Source organism: Pedobacter riviphilus (genome assembly GCF_014692875.1).
Taxonomy (GTDB): Bacteria; Bacteroidota; Bacteroidia; order Sphingobacteriales; family Sphingobacteriaceae; genus Pedobacter; species Pedobacter riviphilus.
In genome coordinates this window covers 5,146,981-5,171,578 of the sequence record NZ_CP061171.1, presented here as the reverse complement: position 1 = coordinate 5,171,578, position 24,598 = coordinate 5,146,981, and the positions used below count along the sequence as shown (strand labels likewise).

The window sequence follows — 24,598 nt, the reverse complement described above, 5'->3', positions numbered from 1 at the left end:
TTTTAAACGCTTAATTTAATGTTGGATTCGGCCTTGCTAGCAACGGCAACAATTTTACCTTGTTGTACCATTTGAATGGCATTTTCCATCTTATCGTACATAATCTGATCTTCCTCGAAATGATCGATTTCAGTACGCACAAAATCGTGTACCGCAGCCAGTATTTTGCCTGGTTTTAATGGATGATGATAATCAATAGCCTGTGCAGCACAGAACAGTTCAATCCCCAGGATTTTCTCCACATTTTCGATTACCTGTAGGGCTTTACGTCCACTGATCGAACCCATACTCACATGATCTTCCTGGCCTAAAGAAGTGGGAATACTATCGGCACTGGCCGGGAAACAAAGCCCTTTATTTTCGCTGGCCAAGGCCGCCGAGGTATATTGAACGATCATAAAACCAGAATTTAATCCGGTTTCCTGCATCAAGAGTTTAGGCACACCTGGCGTATTTCCTTCTAAGGAAAGATAAATCCGGCGGTCGCTGATGTTTCCGATTTCTGAGGCCGCCAAACAGGCATAATCGAGTGGTAGTGCCAATGGCTGACCATGAAAATTACCACCACTGATCGTTAAATCGTCATTAAAAATAACAGGGTTATCGGTTACCGAATTTAGTTCGATTTCTAAAGTTTCTTTTAAATGCATCCACGCTGTTCTGGAGGTGCCATGCACCTGTGGAATACATCTTAACGAATATGGATCCTGTACTTTGGCACAATCGGCATGCGATTTCATAATTTCAGAACCTTGCAACAGTTTACGCACTTGTTCGGCCACCGCTATATTTGCCGGATAAGGCCTAAGCTGGTGAAGCTGCGCATGAAAAGGCTTTTCAGAACCTTGAAGTCCTTCAATCATCATAGCCGAAATAATATCTGCTGAAGCCAGCACGTTTTCTAATCGCTGTACCACTTTAACGGCATGTGCTGCAATAAACTGGGTGCCATTAATTAGCGCCAAGCCTTCTTTTGGACCCAATTGCAGTGGACTCACCTGATATTCTTGTAAGAGCTGTGCTGTGGCAATAATTTTACCTTTGTGGTGAACCTTTCCTAAGCCAATTAAAGGCAAAAAAAGATGAGATAAAGGGGCAAGATCGCCAGAAGCGCCAACAGAACCTTGTTTAGGCACTACTGGTGTAGCACCGATCTCTAAAAACCAGATCATTCGATCGAGTGTTTCGATTTTAATGCCTGAGTATCCCTGAGCTAAAGCCTGTAGTTTTAATACCAACATTAGTTTTGATATTTCACTATCTATAGGCTCACCTACACCAACGGCATGGCTTCTCAGAATATTTTCTTGTAATTTACGGGTATCAACCGCCGAAATCATGGAGGTACACAATGGTCCGAAACCCGTATTGATGCCGTAAACGGCTTTACCCGAAATCGCTATCCGCTCAACTACCTTACTACTTTCCAACACTTTATTGCGGGTGCGCTGACTCAATACTCCCTTTACTTGGCCATTGCTGATGGCTAGCGCTAATTTAGCGGTTAAATGATCTGTTCCGTAATTAAAAATCTGTTGCTCACTCATGTCAAAAAGGTTTTAAACAAAAATAAGCCCTATATTTGATACCTATAAATACCAATTACATCATCATGTAATAACCATGAGTTATCAGATAGAGCTTAGGCACTTAAAATATTTTCAGGTTTTGGCCGAGGAACTGAAGTTTAGAAAGGCTGCCGACCGCCTGTTTATTTCGCAACCGGGACTAAGTCGGCAGATTAAACAGATGGAGGAAATTTTTAATGCTCCATTGTTCGACCGTAATAAGAAAAAGGTAACGCTTACCGAAGCAGGCGTTTACCTGAAAGAAGAGGTTGATTTTTTGTTCGGACATATTGAAAACATTAAAAAACAGATCAGCAATATTAATGAGGGCAAACAAGGCGAGCTCCGCATTGGTTTTTTAGGTTCGGCGGCACAAAAAATTGTACCTGAAGTTATATTTAAGCTGAACAAAGATTTTCCTGAAATCAGAACCAATCTGGATGAAATGCCTAATAAATTACAAATTGAGTTATTAGAAAAAGATATGCTCGATGTAGGCTTTGTGCGGATTCAGCAGTTTAAACCTGGCATTTCTAAACATATGATGCATCAGGATACCTTTTCGCTGGTATTGCCTAAAAGTCATCCTATGAAAAAGGCAAGTTTTGAAGCAGTAAAAAAGCTCGGTGATGAGCCTTTCATTTTTTTCTCGAGCGATGACAGCCCTTTCTATTACGACCTGATGATGAGTATCTGTGAAGATCATGGTTTTAAACCCAAAACCTACCACAAATCAGTTAATGCACTCACCATTTACAAACTGGTAGAAGAAGGTTTGGGTATTGCAATTGTGCCCACCGCCCTGCAATATGGCTATCAGGAAAATGTGAAGTTTGTAGAGCTTACCCATATTCCGCAAAGAACGGAGCTATATATGATCTGGAAAGAATCTAACCGTAACCCCGCATTAAAGAACGTAATTAAATTATTGCTAAAGGATAAGGTTTAGCTTACACTCTTTAGCAATTTTTAACATCATTTCTATTCCTCCAAAATCCGTTTTTCCAGTTTTTGGGTGGTTTCATCCAATGGAACGGGCAGCTTTTGTGCTATAAAAGGCAGAAAATCTTTTAATAGTGGGTGGGTAATAAAATCAGTCGGTAGACCCCGTTGTGAACGTAATTGTAGGAGTGCTATAATTTCTATTGGAAAATATTGCCATCTTTCGCGATTGAAAGGCATTGTTAAATCATCCTTACTGTTCTTAATGTGAAAATCAGCTAATTCATTAACCCATCTATTAATCGCTTCATTGTCTGTGGAATAAAGGTTTTTATAAGCAAATTCATAAGATTTTTCGGGTGTTTTTAAAAAATGAGTAATCTTTTCAAAATAATCCAAATAACCCGCATCCTTTAGCAATACAGATACTAAATATAATGTGCTTTTAAAACCAAAATCTAAATTTTGAGGATAAATCTCCAATTTGGCTTTATTGGATTCAAGAAAATTCAATAAATGCTTAGCTAAAACTTCGGTTTTATTAGGAAAATAGCCCAATGATAGAAGTGTACTCAATGCCAAATCGGTATGTAAAACACTGTTAACGAATTGATTGTTTTTGTAAGCACAAGTCTGAAGTAATAGATCAGTAAAATACGATTTTAATAATACGACAAAGGCGTCTTCATTATTTTTCTCAATAAAATTTAATATTCCTTCCGGAATTTTAAATCGATATGAATAAGAAGAGAGTACATACAATAAATCATAATCCACTACCTCTTCTTCGTCCCACACAACCATTTTCTTTTGAAAAGTTCTGGCATTTTTATGAAGAAAATCTTCAACAAACTCTTTAATGAATGGTTCTTCATCCTGTGATGACTTGAGTACTTTCTGAAAAAAATTTTTGAATTCTTTTGTGCTATACATAAACTTCTTTTTTTATTAATGGCATGTGCCTTTAGCTTTTTGAGTGCGAGAAACTTCATCCCAGTCTGATACCAACGCGCTTTTTACTTTGAATCTACCTTTCGCTCCCCGGCCAACAAATACATCCACAACTCTTTTATCTCCGATGTTATTCAATATACTGTTAGCTTGCTGCCGAGATAATCCAAAATCAGTAATATTATCTTTCTCCAATATGTTTTTGATAAAGAAGTCAGAATTTAATTGCCTGTCAGATAAATTACCTACGTTTCCTGAGATATTGGTTTTTACTTCAAAAATATCAAATTTTCCATCATGGCGCATACCCACAACATCAATACCATGGCCAGAAGCATTTTGAACTTGAAATACACGTGAATACTTGTTCGAATTTTGTAATGCCTCTTTCACCCATTTTTCACCGTAATCACCTAATGCCTGCTGAAAGGTTTTTAAGCCAAATACATCTAATTCATAATTACTATCAAATACATAGCCATAAATGGTAGGATTACCACCCGACAAACCAATTGGATCCTGAGAGATATAATTGCCTTGCTCCGGATCATAATACCGAAACCTATTATAATACAACCCCGTTTCTACATCCTCATACTGCCCTTGATACCTAAATGGCACAAATTCCCTACTGCCGCTAAGTTTACGTATTTTTCCATAAATATCAATTTCGCAATCCCACACTTTTTTACCTGCATCGTCATAAGCTTGCACAGGTGTTCCTAAATAATCACTAATAATAGAATAATGCTGCCCGTTAACGATTTTGGCACTTGGGGTAAATTTATTCTGATCATATACCCAGGTAATTAAATCACTTCCAAGCGGTTCTGTTTTATCGTAGCTAAGCAGGCCATCCTCATTAACTACTAAGTTTGGCCGTTCTTTTAAAGGATAATGCCATTCGTGGAGCAGTAAATTGCCATCCCACACATATCGGTAGACCGTATTTTTAACAATTTTGGCTTTCCTTCTGCCTAAGGCATCGTATTCGAAACTGGTGATCTCACCATGTGGATTTTTAACTGCCTTCATCATGCCGTTAGCCATCCAGGCATAAGCCCAGTCGCCTTCTTTCCATTCTGGCAAATCGGGTTCAGAATCTGCTAAGATATCCAATGCGTCAGCTTCGGGAAGATCGGGGTTGGCCATTCCCCAGTTTAATTTTTTACCAAATAAACCATTATCTTCTGCTTTAGCAGCTTCTTGCTTTTTCAGGCCGATAATATTACGCTTGCTTTTTTGCAAGAGGTTGCCTTTTGCATCGTAACGGTAATACCATTGATCATCTTTAAGCAACTTTCCTCCTTTATCGTATCGCCTGTCGATCCGGTCGGTGGTTTTATATAAATTTCCTACTTCATCAGGATTTTTATAGATCACCTTACCATCATCGGTATAACTTGCTGATGACAGGCTGCCAAAAGTATCATACCTGTAATTAATGCTTCCACCAGTAATGCTGTTTAAACAACTGTTGAGTTTATCGTTTGGACCCCAGCCATACTGTTTAAAAGCAGTGATGGAATGACTGGCTTCAACCTTTTGACTAACTGGATGACCTTCGTGATCATAATCGAATGTAGCCCTAATCCCTCCGCTTAAACTACGACTGGTTTCCTGTCCGTTTTTATTGCGACCAATATTTACCGTCCATTCGGCTGATCCGCCACTTTGAGCTACAATACCATTCAGATAACCAATGTCGTCATAATCATATTTAATATCGGCTCCTAATGAGCTTTTTAAACTAGTTAGATTGCCAAAAGCATCATATTGATAATTAATCTGGTAACCATCCTGTATTTCCTGGGTAATCATGCCCAGTGGGTTCCGTATAAAATTAACCGAAGAAAGTTCGTTCTCTGCGGCAATAAGCAAACCTAGTTTATTGTATTGAAAGGCCTCGTAAGTACCATCTTCATAGCTGCTATATACCAATCGGCCACTTAGGTCATAATTGTGGTAAATGGCCTTACCATCGGCCTGTATGGTTTTAATAACCTGTCCATCGTGGTTACGGATATATTGTTGCTCTTGCCCATCAAAGCCGATTTCTGTCACCACATTATCATTCGCATCTCTTAAAAAGATATATTCTTCGCCTTTTTCGTTGGTAATGGCTTTTAAGTTTTCCCACTTATCATAAGTAAAATGAAGTGTCCGAATATTTTGATGGGATAAATGGCTACTTCTTTTTTGTGTTTTTAGGCTGCCCATTGGGGTATAGGTCATGTGCCATTCATCTCGGCCATCAGTAGCGTAAACCGGCAGATCGTAGGCGTCGTATTCGAAGCGAAAGGCCACTTCTCCAAAATCTTTAACTGAGATTACCCGCCCCATTTCATCACGTTCCCAGATCGTAGTTTGATCACCATCTGGACTAAAACGGATCAATCGCCCATAATCATCATAGGTCCAGCGACGGCTATTACCTTCGCCCGAAACTGATTCGATCAGTTGATTTAAACTGTTATAGGTCCAATGAACTTCGTAGCCATCATTATCGCGGCAAAATACTGGTAATTTCTGTCCTTCGGTATAATAAAAATCGATTATACGATCGTCTTTTTGAACATGTTTAAGCAATTGGTTCTGTTCATTGTACAGCCATGTTTCGTTCGATCCAGCAGGATCGCTACGCAGAATCAGGTTATTGTTTTCATCGTATGCGTATTGGTACCGCTCGCCATCTGTGGTATGGTATGTAACAATGTTTCCACGATCGTCGTATTCATAGCCGATAACCTTACCCTCAGGACTGGAAACCATTTTTTCTTCGTTGTAACGATTATGCTCAAACCAGGTTTCGCCGCCCATGCCGTCAACCTTTTTGTAAACCAGATCATTTTCGTCATAGTAATAACGTTCTACTTTACCATCGCGATAGTACACCTCGTTATACCCTTCTTCCGGAAAATAACGTAACGATCCACTCATAACGCCATCTCTACCTTCAGTATGGATTACCCGGCCTTCTTCATCATAACGCCAAAAATAAACCATTCCGTTCCGGTTGGTTCTTTTAACCACACGGTTAAACTCATCGTATTCAAAGCTAATGGCTTTACCAGCCTGATCATACACTTTGATCATGTTGCCACGCTCGTCGTAATCATAACTCACCAACAGGTCGCTGGTATTTTTATATTGATAGTAAACCGCTTTAATTGCCGTACCAGCCTCGTTATGCTGCATTTCGAGTACACGGCCTGAGTTTTCTACAATCCGTGTTAAAAGCTGTTTTTGATAATAAAATCTGAGGCTGGTACCGTTTGTATACCCAATCTGGTTTATACGATAGATATCTCCATCCGGTCCATCGCTAAAAAGTGTATAAGTATAAATATCCTGACCGATGGTGAGTATCCAGGTATTTTCATCAGGTCTTTCCATCCAGAATTTCTGGGCACGGTCGTACTGTTTACCTGAATATGCCTCAATATAAGGCAGCGGCATTACCATATTTTCGGTTGGGTGGTTAAAACCTACAATTCCAGCTTCAGGATCAGGATAAATATAAAGATCGTAATTATTGTATACCTGATTGCCCAACATGCCCGCATATGACTTATCGCTACGCCATACATTATTCCAAGCCAGTGTTTGGCCCCCAGGAAGCTCGAAATCGGTCCATTCGAAAAACATAGCCCCGGTAACAAAATTAACCGGCTCTAAACCCCAATGGCAAAGTTTTTTTGATAATGGATTTGTTTTACCCAACATCCGCTGGAGAAGTTTATTTACACCCTTTAAAGCCCCTTTTGCTAAAGCTCCTCCTAATTTGGTAAGCCCTCTCATAATACCAATGGCTGCAAAACGCATTAAATATTCTTTCAGCGTATAATTATGTGGTGCAAATGTGCCACCAACCAACACAGGTTTACCGGTATTAATCTGTACGTACATACTTAATAAATCGCTGTAAAAAGCGAAATAAGCCAATGGGTTTTCTTCAGTTTTCCTGGTACAGTTGGCAAGGGTTTTAAACCCATTGGTGGACACCAGCAGGTAAGTACCTGCCCCGGATTAGAACCACTCATTTCGGATCCCTGCCCTTTCACTGTAGTAGAGCCCCAATACACTTCTCCTTCATGTGGTGAGCCAGGTATATTTACAATAAAATATACTGGAATAGAACTGATATGTCTAAATGGCAACAAAACACCCATTACGGTAGTGGTAGTGGTAGCTTTATGCCTGCCATGAACATAAATGGAGCCCCCCATGGGGATACTGGCCGCACCGATTAAACCTTGCGCAAATTTTGGAATGGGAATGTTAAAATGCAGGTAATCCATCGGATCGAACACCATACCAATAAAAGGATGGGGTAAGGGCAAGGGAATAAAGCCGAAAGATGGCGGGATGGGAATGGTTGTCCAGTGAAAATCGATTGCCAATACCACATCAAAATGTTTGCTTACATGCTGTACTGCTGTATTGGCCATTGTAGGCTTTTTGGCCTTTACAAGCTTCAAACTACTTTTTGCTGCAGGAGGGTTACTCCCTGTGGCAACACCACCTCCACCACCAACAGCTTTTGGTTCGGCTTTAGTTAAGCTTGCAGACAGGCTGATTGACCTATCGGTAGACATATTCGGTTTACTCGCTTTTACTTTTTTCATCCGTATATTTTTTACGATAAAGGATTAGCATGATTTTTTGGCACTTCTGCCATCGACTTCCAGTCTTCTCCATAATCCTGCTGCATATCCCTATCTAGTTTTTTACCTTCTGGACTTTCTTCTCCATATTTTTTTAACATGATCGATGCGGTATAAGCCATCGAACTTTGTCGCCGTTTTTCAATCGGCATTTTCCGGGCAATTTCTAAACACCTCAAATAATAACCCATTGCTTTTGCAGAGCCTGTTATTTTACTATCAGAAAGCTGCCCGAGCAATCGGGTACATTCCATTGCTATAAAATCGTTCTCTATAATTTCTGCTATTTTAATTGCCTTTTCAAAATACTTTTTAGCCTCATCTTTACCCGAATGCGCCAGTAAGAAACTACCATAGCTCATGTGGATATGTGCACTCAACAGCGTATTTGCTCCTGCACGGGCCAATGCCATTTCGTATTGTTGACGTGCTTCGTTTTTTTTGTTTTTTACAGCTAAACTCTGTGCGAGCATAATCCTTGCGGCCACTACTGCTTCATGCAGTCCTTGTTTTTGAGCGATAACAATTGCCCGTTCCAGAATTGCATTGGCCTGCTCGTGTTTGCCTTTACTTAAATAATTACTGGCAATCAGTATCTGCTGCTGGTAATCGGCTTCAGGATCATTCTTCTCTCGGTTGGTGTGTGCCGCGGCATTCTGCATCAACTGGCTAACGTCAATATTGATCCTGAATTCGGTTCCCTGTTTTAATTTTTTTAAAGTACGATGTATATGGTGCTCGGTATAAACCAGTTTAATATCATGATTATCAAATGCTTTAATACAGCTGCACCATTCGTTAATCCATTCAGATAGCCCAGCTACATCATGGATGGAAGTTGGTGCCAGTTGAACATATATCTTCTTTAATTTTAAATCGGGGTAGAGATTGCACAACCGTACTAAAGCCCTAACAGGGAAATAAGCATCGGTTTTATAATTTTTATCCCCTTCACCTGTTTCAACATCCCAAACAACACCAGCCTTTGTATCCTTCTGCCATAAGTCAAAAATCTCTTTCCATTCTTTAACCAAACTTCTACCGTAATCATTTTTGTTCTGGAACTCCTGATAATGGAGCAGAAACATATCATTGGTTCTGCTTTCTTCTGTTAATTGGTATTTAAAATATGATTCAAATAGGTTTACCTCATGCCGCTCTCCAAGGCATAAAAACAGGGTTTCTGATGGATGTTGCCTTACTACTTGTTGCCATTGTTTATCTATTTTAAACAGTTCCAGTTGTATCGGATTCATTGAACTTTAGGGTCGAAATTAGTTTAGATTAATCTTTCCACTGCTGATATTTGTCTCACTTTCGCCTCCCACATTAATCTTTTTCGAAGCCAGATTGGCCTCTGTTTCGCCACTCATCGAAAGCGTTTTAGTACCAATATCCAAGGTTTGTGATTCTATCCCAATACCAGAAGTTGGTGTTCCATCTTCTGGCCCCACACCTATGCCAATACTGGTTGTAGCAGAATTTCCGATGTTTTCTCCAAGTGTTAAAATATCCTTCCCTTTAATGATGATCTTTCCTGTTTTATCCATAAAAATGCTGCTCTCCCCACATGTAATCAGGATCGATTCTTTGGTTTCGAAAACTGCTTTACCAGCCCCATCAAGCTCGATAAAATTGCTGTCCTTATCTTTCATTACCATACCTGCACCGTCATCCATGGTTAGGGTATGTCCGCTTTTAGAAGTTAAACTTTTGCTATTATTGCTGGCACTGCCACCGCTTCCACTTTTGCCATGAAATACCGAGCCCAGTACAATTGGCCTGGCAATATTGCCTTCTTCGAAAGTTAAAGCTACCTGATCGCCGATTTCGGGGATAAACACAAAACCCCTGTTTTTGCTCACTTTATCGCTGCTTCCGGCATCTGGCGTAATTACCCGCAGCCACTCCGTTACATCATTGGTTTTACATTCCCACTTAAATTTCACTTTGATACGGCCCTGCCCCTGCGGATCTGCATTGTCTATTACATCTGCCAGCTGCATATCTGGGCTTGGCTTACTGTAGTTTTTTACCAAAATACGCTCTGTTGTCGCTACCACACCTTCGAAAGTGTTATAATATTTACCTGTGCCATCAATATCATGATTGATACTGGTAATCAGAAACTTGCCCATGCTTTCTGTAGAGAAGGAGAGTTCTTTTCTCACGCTCATCATAATTTCGGCGATACTGCCAATGCTCAAAGCAGCATTGTCTCCGCTTGCATTTACCTTCAATAAATTGCTGATGTGTGCCTTTTCTTCGTTTTGAACATGGTTTTTAATATCATTGCTATTGTCTACCCGGATAAGAGATGGTTGATTGAAGGTTTTGCTATACATCGCGTTAGAAACTTGTATGGCGTGCATCAGATCAGGCGATCCATTGCCCTGCCCACTACTTTCGCTCTGTAGCATCTCATCCTGTTTTGGGTTATAGGCAAAACGTTTATTCTTGATCGGTGCAATTTCCATTGCATATTGTAGATTCTGTACATCGCGACCGTAAATCAGGGCAACTTCTTTCTGGTCATCTGGTTTACCAAAATTAAGTTGTTTACCATCATAGTAAAACCACTCATGGTATTCGCCTGAAAGCCTGTTCAGAAAATCAAAATCACTTTCCCTATATTGGATCAAATAATCAATAGGCTCTTTTCTGGCTGCGTTGGCCACAATTTTAATATCGTTTGAAGGTACATCTGAGGTAGCAAGATTTACAATAGTATTCAAATCCTTATCGAGATAAGAACCTAAATCTGGTCCCCGATCGATCAGAATGGTTGGGCTGTAACCACTCACAATCAACACGCCATGATACCCATGGCTTTGCGCGAGCTCTACTTTGGTTACCAGACCAGCAAAGCCTTGCAAACTACCAGCATCATATCCAAATGATGCGGTTAAGGTTTTACCTACAAAATCGCGACTGTCATTCAGACTGATCATGCCAGGAGCGCCCATCTGATCGTGGTTAAACCGCAGCTCGAAATAATGATGAGCATTAAAAGCCTGTTTTAAACTAAATGAGGCAAAATGGGTAATTGCCTTATTTTCTATGTTAATTTCAGTGATTAATTTCTTTTCCATATCAACTAAATAATAGTTTGTGCCTACTTGAACATTCCATCACGAAAGATTAAAACGTTTCTTTTTCCAGTAAGAACCGAACCGTTTTTTGTTTCATTTACCTCGGGATAACTAATGGTCTTATCTTTGGAATTATAGGTTATAGCCAACTCGGCCAATAGCTTTTCTTTATCCTGATCTTCCTTAAGTTCTGCAGATGCGAATAATTGTGTTTTAACCACTTTGCCTATTTTGAATAATGCTTTATTGATACTAAATTTCGCATGGTCAATCACCAGCGTATGGCTTGCTGTATATGGTTCGGTGCCACTCATTTGTCCGTACCCGATAAAGAGATAGGTTTTTTGGGGAGATGTATTCAACGCGTAAATGTGATCAAAAAAAGGAGTAGGACTGCCGTCGTCATCTTTATCCTCATAAAGATTGTTAAATGAAAGGGCTGTTAATGCATTATTTTCATCCTTATATTGAATAATATTTTGTACATGCCACATAGAGCCTGAATAGGGAGAAAGCCAATAAAATATCCTAAGTCTGCCATCATCTGCAGTGAGCACTTGAATATCGTGTTTTTTTAAGCTGGCGAAGTTGGTTTCAAATGCCCCTGGCTTTTTTAAGGCTTCAATAAATGCTTTTATAAATACCTGCTCAGCCTTTGTACTACCATCATTCCTATAACCTTCTCCTGAATCCATCATATGGGTCGCCAGATTTTCGAGCGTATGTATTTCGGCAGGAACTGAGTCTAATTTTGGATTTGTAACAATAGCCGTGTCTTTGGCTCCTACAAGTTGCTGCTTATCATGCTTCGCCCCGCAAGAAAACAGCAGAAAAGCCAGAGAAAAAAATAAGATGCCTGATACTTTCATATTACTGCCTCGGTATATTGATTATTCCCCTATTTTCCATTGCCTTTAAAATAACAGCTGTTCCAATCTGCTTATTTACATAATCAACGCTAAAAACATGATCCCTTGGAAAACCTCCTTTAGTATAGAGGTTAGAGCCACCCCACAGATATGGCGAGTTGATGTTATTACTTTGATAAGCTTTCGCTATACCGTTATATTGCTCTAAACGCAGTAAAACTTTAGGTAATGACCAAACGGTTTCTTTATCCAAACCACGTAACTTCAGGGCATCAACAGCACTTTCCTCAAAAGTAAATGGTGGACCGTGATTAATTTTAGGCCGGTTTGCAGGGTGCTGCCTGGTAAAACCGCTTAATGGGTCGCCATTGTGCAGGTGCTTGGTAAAATTGGAATTGCTTTCCCTATAATGGACACATGCAATAAAATACCATGGTATACCAGTAGTTTCAGAATAAAGGCCTGCATCTGAAAATAACCTGCTGAAAAAACCATTTTCAATTTTCGGATTCTTTTTGAGAAAACTGTCTTCCGGTTTAGTTAAAAAGCAGGTACTGCGATAAGTATATTCGGTCAAATTAAGTAGTTTATTTCTTACCGCCTGATATCTTGACTTATTGTTTAATATTTTATTGTCAATAATACGGTTGATCTCTGCAGATTTTAACGGAGAAATTATACAATGATTAAACAGGTTAATGTATTCTAAATCGGTAGCCATAGGTAGCTCTTTTAATCACGCCCCAAAACAAAAAATCGTTATTAGCACCAGCCTTGCCGGAAACCAATAACGATTTAGATCGAATTAGGCCTTAGGCCAATCGTTTTCGTGTTCTGCGTTGCCCAGCTTTAGCTTACGGGCCGATACCACGAAACTTAATGTCATAGGTGTATTATCGTTTACAGCAATACCCTCGTTGTATTGAATAATGTAGCCATCTTCAAAAGAAAGCTCTTTCATTTTTGCATCTTCTTCGCCTTTTTTGAAAACGATGTTACCTGAAAGTGGTTTATACTGGTTGTTAACCATCGATTCGATTACCGAAGTATCTTCGGTTGATTCGATTTCGATATGGATGGTGCCACCATAAACACCTGATGAAGGACGGCCTTTTGCGTCAACATCTCTATTTAATGAAAAGCTGCACTGTAGTACATCAAATTCTTTTGATCCTAAGTTTAAACGGGTTTTGAATGCCATTGTAGTAAAGTTTTAATGTTTTTGAAAATGAAATGAGTTTAGAGCAGAGCACATGGCGTCAGGCGTTTAAATATCCCTAACCTTACGCCTTATACCCAACTAGGCTTTAGGCCAGTCGTTAAGGTGCTCGGCATTGCCTAATTTAAGCTTCCTCGCTGAAATCTGGAACTTAAGCGTCATCGGATGATCGCCTACAATGTTGATCCCTTCGGAATACTTAACAATGTAGCCATCCTCGAAGTTAACTTCTTTCATTTTGGCATCTTCCTCTGTTTTTTTGATCAGAAGGGTTCCTGTAATAGGTTTGTACTGGTTGTTTACCATCGCCTCGATAATTGAGGTGTCTTCGGTTGATTCGATCTCAATGTCGATGGTACCGCCGTAAACTCCGGAAGAAGGTCTTCCCTTAGCATCTACATCACGGTTTAACGCATAGGCACAATGAAGCACATCGTACTCCTTGCCTGAAAAGTTTAATCTAGCTTTGAAAGCCATAGTTTTAAAATTTTAAGGTTAAAAAATTGATTTATGTAGCCTCCGCTACATTGTATATAAACCAATAATTAAGCCAATTATTGTGTATGTAGCTCATTTTAAAAGAATAACAGCCAGGCCATTTCCAAAAAACACGGTCAAAAGTGATGTAAATGCAGATTTCAACAAAAGAAAAAAATGTATTTTTTTTAAAAAAACTGAAGTCTGATTTTTACTACAAACAATAACCTAAAATATTGTAGTATTTCCGGACAAGATGTTACATTTTGCGACAATAGTATTATTGGTAATGCACTAAACTTTTGAATTGATTATTTACCAGCTTGCTATGAAATTTTAACTAACTATTTATTTAAAGTTACCAACCTGATTATCTCAGCTTGCGACATCCGCAAGGATTTTAGTTTTCCTATAATTTTCCTGCTGATGGTTGTAGTTATTATTACCGCTGTATCTTTTCCCGTTATTTCAACATGATCTGTTAATTTGAGCAGGTTAAGTTTTAAAGGATTGTAGGTTGCTTTACGGGATATAATCTGCCGGTCTTCGGTATTTCGATAAATGCTCATTTCAATCAAGCGTGGATTAAGGTAACTCATTTTTTTACTAAAATGTATTTCATCTGCCGATGTTCCCTTAACTAATTCCAATTTACCTGAACGGTTGTACTGATACTTATAACTCCAGATATCCTTAAGATCAGATTGGCTTCGCTTTGTAATAATTTTGGATTCCAAAATGCTTTTCCCCCATTGTTCGTTATTATTGGATAATAAAGGCATATAAATATCCCTGATGGAATAATCTTCTAAGTAGTCTTCCAAAAGATTGAAAAGGCTAAGGATGGAATGTTTCATACCTACCTGCTGTTTAACCTTGGCATAAAACTCAGGAAATAATCTATACTCATCTTGATTAACAAGTAAGGTATGTTTTGAATCGGAAAAGGTAATCTTTAACGGCTCAATACTTCTTTCGCCATTTAATATGGATTTAGCATGCAGGTAAAGACCCTTACTATCGCCAGATAAGCTATAGGCGGTCGCTTCAGAGAGTATGCCATCTGCTATTTTATATACGAACAGGCTATCTTTTAAACTATTTTGTACATATAGGATTTTACTCGTATCCTTTTCTTCCTCTCCCTCAGATTTGACCTCTGTCAATCGAGTTAGTAAAATTCCATTACAAATCGCTGCCGGTTTTTGCGGCTGTTGAGCCATTACACTACATACAAGCAAAAAATGGAGAATAATGGAAGATATCAGTTTGTTCATATTTATTTTGTTGTTGCAGCTGTTAAACGGGTTGGCGTTATTTTCCAAAAAATACTTTTTCCAGCAGTAATGGTTGCAGAAATACCATTCGTGGTTTTCACATTGGTATCGTAATAAAAGTTTCCGCTGCCCCAATATTGCTGATCTTCAAAATCGGCTGATGGAATGTCATATTTAATTCTATCAGGCACTTCAACTTCCTTAAACTGTGGTTTACCATCAGCACCTTTTAACTGTTTGCCATCTGGTCCCAGCACTGGCTTTTTAACTTTCTTTTTAAGGTGCTCGTGCGTGCCCTGATCTGCATTTTCATCATGATTACCTTTGTCTTTGTACCTTGCTGATGTTCCGTTAGCAGCTACAAAATCGTCGTAAATTGCCTTCGGAATTTCCACAAATTTATATTCATCGAATTTATTCTGTCCCAGTTTATTGTAGGGATTTGTTTCCGAATTGCCCCACGCTAGAAAATCAGTTCCATCCCAAAATTCGGCTCCATCTGTAATATCTTTTACGCCGAAACAAACATCTAGTACAGCATATCTAGCCAGTTTTGATTTTTCATCATTTTTATCCGGTAGTTCTTTCTTATTTGGTACAGAAGAGTAACCTGAAGCAAGTAGTGAGCGCCATGTTTTTTTGGTAGAAACAGCCCTATTACGGCTGGTAAAGGCTACACATCTGAGTTCTTTTATATCGGCATTACCCGATTCATGACTCACGATGTAGGCAATGTAACGAAAATCTGAATGTGAGAGTGCTTTACCATCATACTTAACCAGATCTACATTTAAAGGTTCCCAACTTTTTGCAGCTACAGCCTGATCATATTTCTCTTTGGTTGTTGTAAATATTTTAGCACTCCCTGCAATCCCTCCAAGATATTCTCCCTCACGTGTATAATAAACGTATTGTAAGGTATCTTTAGGCTCATCCTTTGGTTGATAATCACCGAACTTAACATTTGACATAAAACTCATTTACCATTATGTGCAAGCTATTTAAATAAATGCTTGAACTCCTTCAACATTTAACACTAGGGGTTATTAGCTTTCAAGCATCAAACCGTTATTCTTATTTAAATCAGCATACTCCGGCATTTTAATACCGCTTATAATAATTTGAGATCGCTAATTTGCCTGCCTACAGATTATAACTATAACAAGAGATCAGATTACTTCAAAAGCCATTTTTGACTTATCCATCATCACGTTCAACTCTACATATATTTCTTCTCCCAATTCTGGATTCACCAATTTGATTGCCGGACTTCCCAATGGATTCCTAAATGAAACAACTTTTCCATTTTTTAGAAAATAAGGTATTGCTACGATGCTGTCATCAAACTCAAAGCCATTTTCCATATCCTGAAATATCGAATTTAAGCGGGCCTCTGATTGCTCCTGATTAAGGTACATCATAGATGCAATGTTGTTCTCTTTTTTAGAAAAGATTTCTCTTATTTTAACATACTCTTTTCTTTTAAAGATCGATTTAACAGTTGCATAAAAATTGTCTAGTCTCTCTTCTAGCTTATTGATATCTGTTAAATTGACCCCTTCTGTCCAGGATTCAATCTGATATGGCATTACCGAATTAAAGCTAGTTTGAGCTTCGTACGAATGTTTCTTGCCATTATCTTTAAAATCAGGGGTAAAGGCCTTTATATCGTTCTTAAATTCTAGGGTATGGCCAGCACTATATTCGATAATTTTAAAGCTAGTACTTGGTTCTAGATTAAAAACTCCTTCTTCGAGCGACTCTAAGGTGATCTTTACTTTCTGATTTCCAGATTTAAAAATGCCATGATTAAGTGGCAGCATGCTGCTCATCCCATCTTCAACAGACAGATTCAGTACTTCGAGGTCGTTAATTTCAACAATAAACCTACATGCAGATACAGAAAACTCCAAAAGATAATAGGGTTTAGACATGATTATTGTTTTAAGTTATTGCTCTGTTTATATAAATCGTTATTGGTTTCACGAAGGAAATCTAAGTAGCTTAAATTACCTGATTTATGTTTCTTATATTCGAGATATGCTTCATAATAGCCAAATGATCCGCCAATTCTAGATGATAGTAAAGCATCTTCTCCTTTAGCGATACCATCAATATAGCCTGTTTTTTTTCCATCGCCGTTTATTCTCGACAATATTAGATAGGTATTGCCAGTGTTATTGGCGATAAAAACCCTTGCGCGTTCTTCGCTATCTTTTCCATCGTCGAAAACAAGTTTAAATTGACTTTTATTTTTTAGGAGGTAGGCTAAAACTTTTTCCATAACATCGGATGTAAATAGGTTTAGGGTATAACCCTGAAAGTTTTTCCCTTCATCCTTGGAGAAAAAACGCGCTAATGCTTCAGAATTTGAAGTTGATTTAGAAATTGCCACTCCGCCGAAAGCAATGCCTCCTTCAGCATCAGGAACATAAGAGGTATACTGTATTTCGCGGGTTCCGATACCAGCACCAGAATTTGATAATTTTAACGTTTTTAACTGATCGCTCTTAGTTGGAAGGGATAATTTCTCCAAATCGAGATTCTGACCTTGGCAAGATTGAAATAAAAAGGGAATGCACATCAACAAAATAAAATTTAACTTTTTCATTAGGTAATTATTAGCTTTTGTTTTATAAATAATAAACTCTGGCGACCTGCCTGTAAAATTAGCTATGCCTTGCATTACATCGTATGCTTTCCAAAACGTGCGGTTTTCATTGATGTTAATCGGTTTCCAATCGGTAGATACTACCTTATAAGAAAGTCCAACTTCCAAGAACATGGCCACCTTAGCAACACACGGATCAAGGATCAGGCCAGGTTTTAACAACAGGCCTTTGTATGTATCCCACTGGAAATTATAGGACCCGCGAATGGCTACGCTGGCTTCGGCGGTTAAGCCCCCTTTGACAGATGCTTTACCATATTCTAAAAACATGGCTTTAGCGCTGGCAACAATTCCTGCTTTTAAAGTAACACCAATTTTAGATTCGATCTTTGCCTCTACCTGGAACTGATCTGAAGCAGTATTTATCTTGCCATTTTTGAGACCTCCGGCTATTGACCCCACAAATACCGCATCGATATACATATCCAATTTAGCTTCGGCATATTTAGATTTAAAGCCTTTTGCTGCCCACTCTTTAGCATACATAAAAAGATCTGCCGCCACGGTATTACCAGTTGCTGCTACAGATGCTGCAGTAACCACCAAACCCAATAAATCAAAAGTAACCTCCAGCCCAATAATTGGGTCAAAGTATACGTCAATTAAAAATTCTGTACCAATCTTATTGGTTTCTACACCTTTACTTTTGCCATGTGCCAGGTACCAATCTACTGAAACAGCAAACTTTGGTGCAAGAATAGATACCGTTAAAGGCAGTTTTCCGGCAAAAGGCATTTTTCTAACGCCACCTTTTGTCGCAGTACCTAAAGCGCGCGTAATATCACGTACTGAGGTAATAATATTATAAATATCTTTGATCTTACCCTCAAATTTGAGCGTGTAATTATCATTTTTGGTAAACTTGCTGCCATCGTGATTCCAATCTGCATTTAATTCTACTCCCCACTCCATACCACTTGTTTTGGCATCGTAACTGGTGCCAAGTTTTTGCGCCGTTTCTTTTAATTTTTCATAGCGCTGACTAATTACCGGAATATTACTCCAATCTACATTCAGTGGGCTAGACATGTTTACAAAAAACTTAAACTTCCAACGGATGTCTGAATATACATTCACCTGAACAGTTGGCCTGCTTTTGTTACTGAAGTACCTGCACGAATTAATGTAATAAAAGTACTGCTTAGGTGTCTGCGAATGCGGCATAAAGTAATCAAAAGCAAACACTTTATTATCCATAGGTGAAAAAACCATGTCGTCGGCCTTTTTATTTTTTTGCACTACCGCCACTACGTTCAACGATTCTGTATTAGGACTGGTTTGGCTATCTATCTTTTTCAAAATTACAGCCTGATGCTTACCACCAGATAATATGCATCCTTCTGGTGGGGTATAGTTGTCGACATTAAGCGTCAGTTTTTTCTTTAAAGACTGGCCTGGCCCTATGGTTTCGAATAGGATTGTTTCTGCATTATTTTCAAAGATTTTGAATTTAATGGTTACACGCCTATTCTCTGCATGCTGGTTTTCGGTAACATCTTGGCCTTTATATATTAAAGCACGCTTACCATATCCTTTGGCACTTATTCTCCTGCCGTCGACACCTTTTTTTACCAGATAATCAACTGCTGATTTTGCCCTTTTAAGAGATAATTCGTCGTTAAAAGCATCTGTTCCGCGAACATCTGTGTGGGCACCCAATTCTACCGGCAGATAGGGATTCTGAAATAAATACTCTGCCAGTTCATTTAAAATAGTTTGAGCTTTTGAAGTTATACTCCACTTGTTAAAGTCAAAATGGATCGACATCGATTTGGAGAAACCATCAGATTTCATCCCTTTCAAGCCTATTTTTCCTTCGTCGAAAAGCAAGAACCTGGCGCCGTCATTAATTTCGATTTTAGTAAAGCCGCAAGGTTCGTAACGTTTACCATTTACCGGCTGTTGACCAATCTTACCGGCAGTATTGGTTCTAATCGGGGCCACATTATTAGTTATTTTGCGACCCTCTATCCTCAAAAAGCGGGCATGGTATTTATCTTTTCTTGAATCCAAAATCAATTGCTTAGTATCCTGATCCTTTACGGTAATAAAAAACTCCCGCAGCGAAACATCATTTGTTCTCGAATACCACAAACTAGTATCGCCAATGGTAATGTTTACTTCCCCTCCTTCGCAAGGTACATCGATATAAGTCTTCACATGGATATTTTTACCGATTACGCGATTGTAAACATCAATAATCAGTTTATTCCCATTTAAGCCTTCTGTTTCTATAGAAAGTACGACGCTATCACCATATTGGATAGGTTCAGCCTTTAATGATTCGCCACCTTCTGTTAGCGACCATTTCGATCTAATAATCAATGGCGGTGCATACCCCCTTACATACACACCTGCAGGATTTTTATAGTCTCTTTCACCAGAAAGGGAAGCTTCAATATAATATTGTTGATTACCTGATAGTTTTTTGTTGATTACAAAATTTTTCAACCTGGGCCCTGAACCCGGATATTTTTTAATGATAGACTTGCGTTCTTTATCTTCAAGCATCCATTGAACACGTGATTGATCCGTCGTATTAGTATCTGGCATCCACTCAAATACAACGAAATTTACAGGCGTACCTCCCTGCAGAACGAAGCCATTTGGAATGCTAATGTTCTTCATCCTGACTTGATGGGCGTCTAAAGCTATTTTCTTTACTCCTCTAGGCATCAGTTATAGTTTTTTATCTATCCGTTTTACTTTACCACTTCTCCTCCAAATTCTGAGCCGCTTACCGGTTTTCCATGTCCATAGGTAGTTAACGGATTAACTGCAGATTGAACTTCCTGAGGGGAATTCTCGAAATTTGATGCGCCAGGCTCCATCACTTGTCCATGGAAAATAACCTTAATGCAATCTGTTCCTCCTATAGGGCATGTGGCCTTGCTATCTTCCAATAGAATTTTACCTCCATTGGTTAATACGGTATCAGTATAAAACCCCGACCATTTGGTAACCGTAACGGTACAAGGCTTATTATTCATCTTTGAGCAGGAGCCAAACATATTTTTCTCGAAAGTGGTACCGATATCCTTATCTGTCGCAATAAGTTTATTCGATCCATCTTTATCGTTTACGTATTCTTTCTGCTGCGTTAGCACCTTTAATTTATCCGGGGCAGAACCGAAATTACACATGCAAACTGCTCCCTGAACTACAATATATTTTTCAGCCATAATATATCTATTTATCCAAAAATACTTTTCCAGAAACTTTTCTTTTCTGACCTCTTATTTGCTATCGCTAAACCTGAACTGGTTATTTTTTTTGCAGTATGTTCGAAACTAAAATCCAACTCCTGCCCATCATCCTTTAAACAAAAAACATCGAGTTTAACATATTTCTGGTCCATTGCCGATTCGAACGTATACATGGATTTAATCATCCAAATTTGTTTATTGTGCGGATGCAGTAAATATCTGCTTGAATAGTTTCCGGCATAATTTTCAGTTTCGTCGGCCTCCATTTTACCACTCACGTTTATTTCAATCATGCCCAGATCATTAAGGTGCGGATTTAAAACAAAAGAAGATGAATAACCGGTGTTCCTGAACGGTAATATTGGAAAATATAATGCTGAAGCCGGTTCATCCTCTATATGATAATTTCTATAAATTGGCAGAAAAAAAACATTCAGAAACCAATCCTGATCTTTAAAGGCAAGATTCAGGACAAATGGATCTTCGATGTTTTTTTCCATCCTGTGCATATATTCGTCTAAAATAGGGCCTTCAAAAGTTTGATTTATTTCTGTTTTAACAGTTTGCCACCTGCGTTTAATATCTGAAATGTTTTGAATTTCAAGTACTGTTCCCTGAGCATCTAAAACTACATTCATAGGGTAAAAAGCGGTGCTTACCTTATATGCCAGCTGATCAGCTAATAAATCAGGTTCAATTTCATTAATATAAACTGGCCCCATACGATCAATAGCAAAGCATGTAAAATTTTCTACTGTATTTTCGAGTCTTTCAACCTGTAATTCGTATTTGATTTCGTGGATTTTTTCATCTGCATACATTTCCATTCGCAATCCATAATCCATTTTATGGCCTACAGGCCATTGCGGTTTAAAGTTCCTGTTTTGTAGAGCACGTATTGCAGTTGTGGTTTCTGGATTGACCTCAACTTTTGATAAATTATCAAAAAATATACTTTTATCTTTATCAAACATGGTTTAATATATCTTCATTAATCATATCTGTATCAGTTGGCTGATTGCAGTTAAATCTTAATCAGTGCATCACTTTTTAAACTTCCCCAGTATAGCTACTCTCTGCTCATCCAGTGTGTATGAACATGTTGCATGCTATCTCCATTAGTGTAAGTTTTCTATTCAGCTGAGTTCCAGACCTTCATTTTATATTTTACGCTTCAATCCTGTTTATGTAACCATTATGACAAAATCACCCTCGTGTTTTCTTGCCAAAAGAAAGAGAAATGATAATCTTCTTACTTATTATACTTTTAACTAGGTTCCGATTTTGATCGTAATATTTCCAAATTCTCAACTTCTGTTCGATGAAGAAAATTTGCACTCTTTAATTCCCGGAACTATAAAAAGCATTAGTTCATGTTAATTATTTTCAAGTATTATGTGCTTGTAATAAACTCAGCATTTTTCCGGTTAAAGGTTTCGCCAGCAATATTGGGCTTAATAAGGTAATATTCTTGCACGAAATCCAAACGTCAACTCTGTGCTATGGGAACTACTTATTTCCTTCACCAACAATTTTTTATTGCTGGCCAATACTAAATTATTATACATCGCTTCAATATTTAGTTTATCAGCGATTTTCTCTGTTTTTCGCCCCACAACCATACTATAATCAGAGTGAACTTTAATTCTCATATTGTTTGATTGTTTTACAATTGCCATAATTAGAATAATTTAGATTTTTCAGCACTATTTATCTCTACCGTTTTGCCACTTTGCAAACTCATATTCTCTTTTTGGCTGAACATGGTAATTTCGCTTGCCAGCTCATTAGAGGTTTCAGACTGCCTGATGAAATCTTTAGTAACAAATTCTGATCTTTTATCTGAGGTTTCCTGAATATCGCCCGTAGCGCTAAGTGAATAATTATTCCCAGCGGTAGTTCCGATATCCTTATTAACCGTGGTGGTTTGATTATTTCCAATAGAAACCGATTGATCTTGCCCCACCTGAACATCCATATTTTCCCCTACATTAATCTGCATGTTCTTGCAGTTTAAGGTCATATTCTCCAAAGCGGTAATGGTAATGTTATTACCTTTCGTATCGATATGGATGATGTTGCTGTGAATATCGGTAATTTTAATGCCCTGTGTTTCCTGGTTGTCATCAAACTCGATTAAATGCCCGCTTCTGGTGATGATACTTTTAAGGTGGTTTTGAATCAACGGGCTACTATCCACACTGGCACTGTGGTAAACACTGCCCATTACCACTGGTCGGGCTATATTACCTTCCTCAAAAGCGATCATTACCTGATCATCAATTTCGGGGATAGCGAAGTAACCACGGTTATTACCCCTATCGCCAACCCCTGCACTAGGCGTAACCACACGTAGCCATTCGGTTACATCGTTGGTTAAGCACTCCCATTTAAATTTTACTTTAATGCGGCCCTGGCCTTGTGGATCGTTATTATCGATTACATCTGCCAGTTGCATGTCGGGCTGTGGTTTTTCAAAGTTTTTCACCAGCAAACGCTCGGTTGTGGCTATTTTCCCTTCGAAATTATTGTGGTATTTGCCATTTTCGTCGATGTGGTGTTTAATGCCCGTAATCAGAAATTTGCCCAAACTTTCAGTTGTAAAAGCCAGCTCTTTCCTTAAGCTCATCGTAATTTCAGCGATACTACCAATGCTCAATCCTGCATTATCGCCCCTGGCCGTTACTTTTAAAAGTTCGCTGGTATTGGCTTTTTCTTCATTTTCAACCAGGTTTTTGATATCGTTGTTATTATCAACCCTGATTAAAGAAGGTTGATTAAAGGTTTTGCTGAAAGTAAGGTTCGAAGCTTTTACAGCATGCGATAAATCAGGCGTGCCATCTACTTTGCCAGTACTCTCGCTCAACAACATTTCGTTCTGCTTCGGATTATAGGAGAACCTTTTATTTTTAATCGGTGCAATTTCCATGGCGTATTGCATTTCCTGCACATCCCTGCCATAAAACAACGATATTTCTTTCTGTGTATTAGGCTTACCGAAATTCAGCTGTTTGCCGTCGTAAAAAAACCATTCGTGGTATTCGGCAGAAAGACGGTTCAGAAAAGCAAAATCGCTTTCCCGATATTGAATTATATAATCGATAGATGTACTCCTGGCGGCATTGGCCACTACCTTTAAATCGTTGGCAGGTGTATCTTTCGTGGCCAGTTTTACAATCTCATTCAGATCCTTATCTAAATACGAACCCAAATCAGGACCTCGATCGATTAAAATAGTTGGACTATAACCACTTACAATTAAAACACCATGATAACCATGGCTCTGCGATAGCTCTACCTTCGAAACCAGACCTACAAAATTCTGCATACCTTCTGGCGAATGGCCAAAAGACGCAGTTAGGGTTTTGCCCACAAAATCGCGGCTATCATCTAAACTGATCAGCCCGGGTGCCCCCATTTGATCGTGGTTAAAACGCAGTTCGAAATAATGGTGTTCGTTAAAAGCCTGTGTTAGGCTGAAGGAAGCAAAATGGGTAATTTCCTTATCCTCTATATTGATTTCTGCAATGAGTTTTTTTTCCATATTGATTAATCTTGATCACAAAAATTACCCTAAGCTAAATCCAGTTGCCGAGTTTTTTAATACATGCCCTTTCCAATAAAAATGAATCCACTTTTATAGATGGCATGTTCAGATG

General features: G+C 38.6%; 19 protein-coding genes. 1 reads left to right on the top strand and 18 read right to left on the bottom strand.

All coding sequences use genetic code 11. The features are described from left to right. Nucleotides 1–2: 2 nt before the first annotated feature. Nucleotides 3–1,547, bottom strand: coding sequence for a histidine ammonia-lyase (hutH, locus tag H9N25_RS21265; protein WP_190327158.1), 1,545 nt, complete (start codon nt 1,545–1,547; stop codon nt 3–5). Between the two features lie 76 nt (nt 1,548–1,623). Between hutH and H9N25_RS21260 the strand changes: the two genes are divergently transcribed. Next, entirely contained in the window at nt 1,624–2,517 is an 894-nt protein-coding gene (locus H9N25_RS21260) for a LysR family transcriptional regulator (RefSeq protein ID WP_167296088.1), read from the top strand. A gap of 32 nt (nt 2,518–2,549) precedes the next feature. Here the strand turns inward: H9N25_RS21260 and H9N25_RS21255 are convergent, their stop codons facing one another. The 17 genes from H9N25_RS21255 to H9N25_RS21175 form a co-directional block, all read right to left on the bottom strand. Continuing rightward, the gene (locus tag H9N25_RS21255; protein WP_190327157.1) at nt 2,550–3,443 is read right to left on the bottom strand and encodes a hypothetical protein; all 894 of its coding nucleotides are present in this window, start codon (nt 3,441–3,443) and stop codon (nt 2,550–2,552) included. Between the two features lie 15 nt (nt 3,444–3,458). Then, nucleotides 3,459–7,370, bottom strand: a complete 3,912-nt coding sequence (locus H9N25_RS21250; protein WP_190327156.1) for an RHS repeat-associated core domain-containing protein — start codon at nt 7,368–7,370, stop codon at nt 3,459–3,461. A 2-nt stretch (nt 7,371–7,372) separates the two neighbouring features. After that, a complete protein-coding gene (locus H9N25_RS21245; RefSeq protein ID WP_190327155.1) occupies nt 7,373–8,089 on the bottom strand; it encodes a hypothetical protein in 717 nt (238 codons plus the stop codon). A gap of 11 nt (nt 8,090–8,100) precedes the next feature. Continuing rightward, entirely contained in the window at nt 8,101–9,384 is a 1,284-nt protein-coding gene (locus H9N25_RS21240; RefSeq protein ID WP_190327154.1) for a tetratricopeptide repeat protein, read from the bottom strand. An 18-nt stretch (nt 9,385–9,402) separates the two neighbouring features. Continuing rightward, nucleotides 9,403–11,220 (bottom strand): type VI secretion system Vgr family protein, encoded by a 1,818-nt coding sequence (locus H9N25_RS21235; protein WP_190327153.1) that lies wholly within the window; start codon nt 11,218–11,220, stop codon nt 9,403–9,405. A 23-nt stretch (nt 11,221–11,243) separates the two neighbouring features. Further along, nucleotides 11,244–12,089: a hypothetical protein gene (locus tag H9N25_RS21230; RefSeq protein ID WP_190327152.1), complete on the bottom strand. Its 846-nt coding sequence runs from the start codon at nt 12,087–12,089 to the stop codon at nt 11,244–11,246. 1 nt (nt 12,090) lies between these two features. Beyond that, entirely contained in the window at nt 12,091–12,810 is a 720-nt protein-coding gene (locus H9N25_RS21225) for a hypothetical protein (protein ID WP_190327151.1), read from the bottom strand. Nucleotides 12,811–12,894: 84 nt separating this feature from the next. Next, nucleotides 12,895–13,290 carry a type VI secretion system tube protein TssD gene (tssD, locus tag H9N25_RS21220; RefSeq protein ID WP_167296071.1) on the bottom strand — a complete coding sequence of 132 codons (396 nt, stop codon included), beginning with the start codon at nt 13,288–13,290 and terminating at the stop codon, nt 12,895–12,897. 99 nt (nt 13,291–13,389) lie between these two features. Continuing rightward, nucleotides 13,390–13,785, bottom strand: a complete 396-nt coding sequence (gene tssD, locus H9N25_RS21215) for a type VI secretion system tube protein TssD (RefSeq protein ID WP_025141859.1) — start codon at nt 13,783–13,785, stop codon at nt 13,390–13,392. 344 nt (nt 13,786–14,129) lie between these two features. After that, a complete protein-coding gene (locus tag H9N25_RS21210; RefSeq protein ID WP_190327150.1) occupies nt 14,130–15,062 on the bottom strand; it encodes a hypothetical protein in 933 nt (310 codons plus the stop codon). A gap of 2 nt (nt 15,063–15,064) precedes the next feature. Continuing rightward, nucleotides 15,065–16,033, bottom strand: coding sequence for a hypothetical protein (locus H9N25_RS21205; RefSeq protein WP_167296080.1), 969 nt, complete (start codon nt 16,031–16,033; stop codon nt 15,065–15,067). Nucleotides 16,034–16,231: 198 nt separating this feature from the next. Next, on the bottom strand, nt 16,232–16,996 hold the full coding sequence (locus tag H9N25_RS21200; RefSeq protein ID WP_190327149.1) for a hypothetical protein: 765 nt from the start codon (nt 16,994–16,996) through the stop codon (nt 16,232–16,234). A gap of 2 nt (nt 16,997–16,998) precedes the next feature. Next, entirely contained in the window at nt 16,999–20,409 is a 3,411-nt protein-coding gene (locus H9N25_RS21195; protein WP_190327148.1) for an OmpA family protein, read from the bottom strand. Between the two features lie 26 nt (nt 20,410–20,435). Next, on the bottom strand, nt 20,436–20,915 hold the full coding sequence (locus H9N25_RS21190) for a DUF4280 domain-containing protein (RefSeq protein ID WP_190327147.1): 480 nt from the start codon (nt 20,913–20,915) through the stop codon (nt 20,436–20,438). An 11-nt stretch (nt 20,916–20,926) separates the two neighbouring features. Further along, nucleotides 20,927–21,913 carry a hypothetical protein gene (locus H9N25_RS21185; RefSeq protein ID WP_190327146.1) on the bottom strand — a complete coding sequence of 329 codons (987 nt, stop codon included), beginning with the start codon at nt 21,911–21,913 and terminating at the stop codon, nt 20,927–20,929. Between the two features lie 480 nt (nt 21,914–22,393). Next, nucleotides 22,394–22,618, bottom strand: coding sequence for a hypothetical protein (locus H9N25_RS21180; RefSeq protein ID WP_190327145.1), 225 nt, complete (start codon nt 22,616–22,618; stop codon nt 22,394–22,396). A 2-nt stretch (nt 22,619–22,620) separates the two neighbouring features. Next, nucleotides 22,621–24,483: a type VI secretion system Vgr family protein gene (locus H9N25_RS21175; RefSeq protein WP_190327144.1), complete on the bottom strand. Its 1,863-nt coding sequence runs from the start codon at nt 24,481–24,483 to the stop codon at nt 22,621–22,623. Between the last annotated feature and the right edge of the window lie 115 nt (nt 24,484–24,598).